This window comes from Kitasatospora sp. NPDC127067, from assembly GCF_042724755.1.
Taxonomy (GTDB): domain Bacteria; phylum Actinomycetota; class Actinomycetes; order Streptomycetales; family Streptomycetaceae; genus Kitasatospora; species Kitasatospora lactacystinica.
Genome location: NZ_JBHXEM010000257.1, coordinates 1 through 4,202 on the forward strand (window position 1 = coordinate 1; position 4,202 = coordinate 4,202).

A 4,202-nucleotide genomic window follows, 5' to 3' on the forward strand; every position below is an offset into this window, starting at 1 on the left:
GGCCTCCACCGCGCGCGGGGCCACACCCCGGCCGCGGGGCGGGGGGGGCGGCCCGTACCCCCCCACCGCCCGCCCCCCCCCCGGGGCGGGGGGGGGGGGGCGGCCCCGTCCCTCTCCCGGTCCCGTGATCGGGTCTCCCGACCCCGTGGTCAGGGCAGGTCGAGCACCTGGGCCCGTCGCTCGGCCGGGTTGAGGTGGTGCAGCAGCAGGAGCCGCGAGGTGCCGCCCTGCGACCGGTGCACGTCGAGGACGGCGCCCGGGCCGGCCGGGACCACCACCGCGGTCGGGCCGGTGAGGCCGGCCCGTACGGTGAGTGCCGGCCGCAGCACGTCCAGCGGGACGGTCGGGACGGTGCCGTTCAGTCCGATGGCGCAGAGCGCGTCGGCCACGTCCGGCATACCGGCCCCGGCGTAGCCGGTCCACACGCCGTAGCGGACGGTGCTGTGCCCGGGCGCGACGCCGGGCAGGGCGCTCAGCCGGACGGGCAGCACCAGGACGTCGCTGTCGAGCAGGGCGGTGTCGGTGTCGCCCCAGTGGGCGTTGAGCGGCTGGACGTCCAGTTCGGCCCCGGTGCGGGCGTCCAGGGCCCGGGAGACCAGGACGTCGCTGCCGCGCAGCCGGTCGGCCTTGAGGACGACGTCGGTGCTGCCGTCCCCGTCGGTGTCCAGCGCCACCCGCACCCCGTACAGCCCCACCGGGGTGGCCGCGGGCGCCCACAACTGCGCTCCCACGTACAGCAGTTCGGAGTCGACGGCGGCGCCCGCGGCGCGCAGGTCGGCGGACCGCTCGCCGGGGTGCTCGACGCAGACCTCCTGCGCCGGGTCCGGCTCCTCCCCGGTGCCCTTCGGCCGGACGCCCGCGCCCGGCGCGACCGCCGCGTCACCGCCGCCGGGCGGGCAGTCCGGCCAGCGGATCCCCTCGCCGCCGAGCGCGAGGGCGCTGACCAGCCCGGGCTGTTCGCCGGGCGCGGCGCGGCCACCGAGGGCGACCAGGGTGCCGTCCCGGGCGGTGCGGACGGTGGCCGTCGCCGTGAGGTCGCCGGTCGGGCGGGGGGCGGCCAGCACCGGGATCCGCAGCTGCGGCGGCGTGTCGTCGCCGACGGGCGTGAGCAGCACCCGGCCGGAGAGCTCGCCCCGGTAGCTGCGGGCCCGGCCGCCCTGCACGGTGTCGACGGTCGGGTCGGGCGCCCGCCCGAGCTCTCCCGGTACGGCGAGCGTCACCCGCACCCGGGCGGTGCCGCCCGCCGGGACGTCCACCCGGGGCGGCGTCACCCGGTAGGAGGCGCCGGGCAGTCGGGTGGCGGCCGCGTAGGAGGTGCGGTAGGTCAGCGGCGCGGCCGAGGTGTTGCGCACCTCGATCTCCCGGGTCACCGCCGTCGGCCCGCCGACCTCGACCGGCCCGAAGGAGACCCCGACGACGCCCTCCACGGCACCCTCGCCCACCGCGTAGGCGACGGCGGGCGTGCGGACCGCCCGGTCCACCCGGACCCGCCCGGCGCCGGTGCGCTCGGGCCCGTAGACCGGCCCGCCGCGGTCGTCGCCGAGGTAGGTGTCCACGGTGGTGTTCATCAGCGCGGCCTTGACCTGCTCGACCGGCCAGTCCGGGTGCGCGGCGCGGACCAGCGCGGCGAGTCCGGCCACGTGCGGGGTGGCCATCGAGGTGCCGCTCTCGCGCTGGCCGCCGGCGCCGCTGCCGACCAGGCTGGACCAGATGCTCTCGCCGGGGGCCGCCAGATCGGGCTTGACCACGCCCGGCACGCCGATGCCGCGCGAGGTGAAGTCGGTCAGGGTGTCGACCCGGGCCGGCTGGTCCTGCGCGACCGAGCCGTGCAGCGTGTTGCCGGGCGCCGCGAGCCGGATCCGCACCGGCCCGGCGGCCGCGGCCTGCCGCAGCCGGTCGCCGTCGGCGTGCGCCAGCAGCGCGGCCGGGATCCGGTCGTTGCCGGAGATCTCGGCCAGGTGGTCGGAGTCGGCGGCGTACAGCGCGCCGATCGCGCCCGCGTCGGCGGCGTGGTCGGCGCGCGGGCCGGAGTTGCAGGCCCGGTCGGCTTCCCGGGTGCGCCAGGCGAGCAGCGCGATCCGGCCCTTCAGCCGTTGCCGGTCGGCCTCGCTGAAGTCGGTGCAGCCGTCCGACTGGTCGGCGGGCAGGGCGAGTTCGCCGCTGACGTCGCCGGTGGACCAGCCCTGGTAGCGCTCGCTCCAGTGCGCCGGGACGATCCCGGCCCGCTCGGCCGGGGCGAGCACGGTGATGCCGTCCACGTCGGCGTGCCCGTGCACCGAGGCGGCGACGGTGATCGCCCGGGCCGCGGTGCCGGGGCTGCCGCCGATGCCGTACACGTCGCCGTCGTTGCCCGCCGCCGCGACCACGACGGTGCCCAGTTCGGCGAGCCGGTCGACGGCCAGGGCGTCGGTGTCGTCGGTGCTGCCGAAGTGGCTGCCGAGCGAGAGGTTGACGACGTCCAGCCGGTCGCTCAGGTCGCCGTCCCCGTCGGGGTCGGCGGCCAGGTCGAGCGCCTCGGCGACCCGGTCGGTGGAGCCGTCGCAGCCGAACACCCGGATCGCGTACAGCTGGGCGCCGGGGGCGGTGCCGGGGCCGATCCGGAAGCCGGCCGGGTCCAGCCCGGGCCCGTACGGACCGGTGTACGGGCGGCCGTCGGCGGTGACGCCGTACCCGGCGGCGGTGCCGGCCACATGGGTGCCGTGCCCGTTGCGCACGCAGTCGATCGGGTTGTCGCCGGGGTGCGGCACCGGCTGGTGGTGCGGGGAGGCCGGGTCGGGGTCGTAGTCGTCGCCGACCAGGTCCTTGCCGCCGACCACCTTGGCGTTGGGGAAGAGCGCGGGCGGCGCGGGCTTGCCGCGCTCGACCGAGCGGAAGGCCTCCTCGGTGCCGGGTCCGCCGAAGTCGGCGTGGGTGTAGTCGATGCCGCTGTCGATGATCCCGATCCGCATGCCCTGCCCGGTGCCGGTCGTCCGGTCGCCGGCCCAGACCTGCGGGGCGCCGGTCAGCGGGACGGAGTGGGCGTTGTCGCGCCGCTTGGCGACGATCGGGTGGACGGCCCGGACGCCCGGCAGTGCCCGCAGCGCGGGCAGCCGGTCGGCGGGCGCGCTGACCGCGAGGCCGGTGAGCACGGTGCGGGTGCGGTAGAGCTCGCGCGCGGCGGGTGCCGCCCGGTGGACGGCCCCGGCGAGCCGGTCGAGCGCGTCCCCGGTCCGGGAGCGCTGGGCGGCGCCGGCCCGCGCGGCCTCCCGGCGGACGTCCTCCGGGGAGCGCCGGGCCCGCCGGGCCCCGTCGGCGGCGCGCCGCCAGGCGGAGCCGGTCGTCTCGGTGGTGAGTTCGAGCAGGACGGAGGCCGTTCGGCCCGCCCCTGGCGGTCCGGCCGTTGGTGGTCCCGAGGTCGGTGGGCCGCCGGCCGCCGGGGTGGCGGCGAGGACGGCGCTTCCGGCCAGCAGGGCCAGGGTGAGGCCGATCCGGGCGGCGGGTCGGCGGACGGGTGGCAGACGCACTGGGCCCTCTCCCCCGGCAGGGGGACTGATCCGCACTCCGTGTCGCTGACGCCCGCCCACGCGAACGTCGATCACCCCTCCGAGAGCCCCAAATTAGGATGATCGCGCCGACGGGGACGAGCAACTTCCCTCGGACGGAGCGGGGTTGCACTCTACTGGGTGACATCCCGAGCGCCCGTACGGCCCATTCGGCCGATGAACGCCGGCCGGCACCCGGCCCGACGGCGGGGCCGGCCGCCGGACGGCGGCGGCGGTCACCCGGGGGCGGGGCCGGTCAGTGGTGGCCGGTCACGCCGCCGTTGTCCCGGCGGTCCAGCGAGCGCTGCAGGGCGGCCGCCGCGAAGGGGTTCCGCTCGGCGGCCCGGCGGCGGCGCGGGGCACGGACGGGGGCGGTGGCGGGGGCGGACGTGGCGTGACGGTCGGCGGCGGTCGGCGACATACCGGGCTCCTTGGAAGCGGCGCCGCGGAGGGCGGGCGCGAAGAGGGGGGAGGGAGCGCGGGAGCAGGGATCGCCTGCTCGTGAAGGCGCACGCGCACACGGGCCGCACACCCTGGCTACAGGGGCGGCACACCGTATGGCCCTTCCACGGTACGGCCGCGCCCCGGCCGTGTCTGCACGAATACTTGGATTTCCTAGTATCTGAGACGGGCGTCACCCGGGAGGACGCAGCAGGGCCCGGACCGCCGGGCGAACGGCGG

General features: G+C 78.2%; 2 protein-coding genes. Both read right to left on the reverse strand.

Features of this window, described 5'->3' with window-relative positions:
* Window positions 1-149: 149 nt before the first annotated feature.
* Window positions 150-3,503, reverse strand: a complete 3,354-nt coding sequence (locus ACFWJ4_RS40975) for a S8 family serine peptidase (protein WP_380554394.1) — start codon at window positions 3,501-3,503, stop codon at window positions 150-152.
* A 274-nt stretch (window positions 3,504-3,777) separates the two neighbouring features.
* Window positions 3,778-3,942, reverse strand: coding sequence for a hypothetical protein (locus tag ACFWJ4_RS40980; protein ID WP_380554397.1), 165 nt, complete (start codon window positions 3,940-3,942; stop codon window positions 3,778-3,780).
* Between the last annotated feature and the right edge of the window lie 260 nt (window positions 3,943-4,202).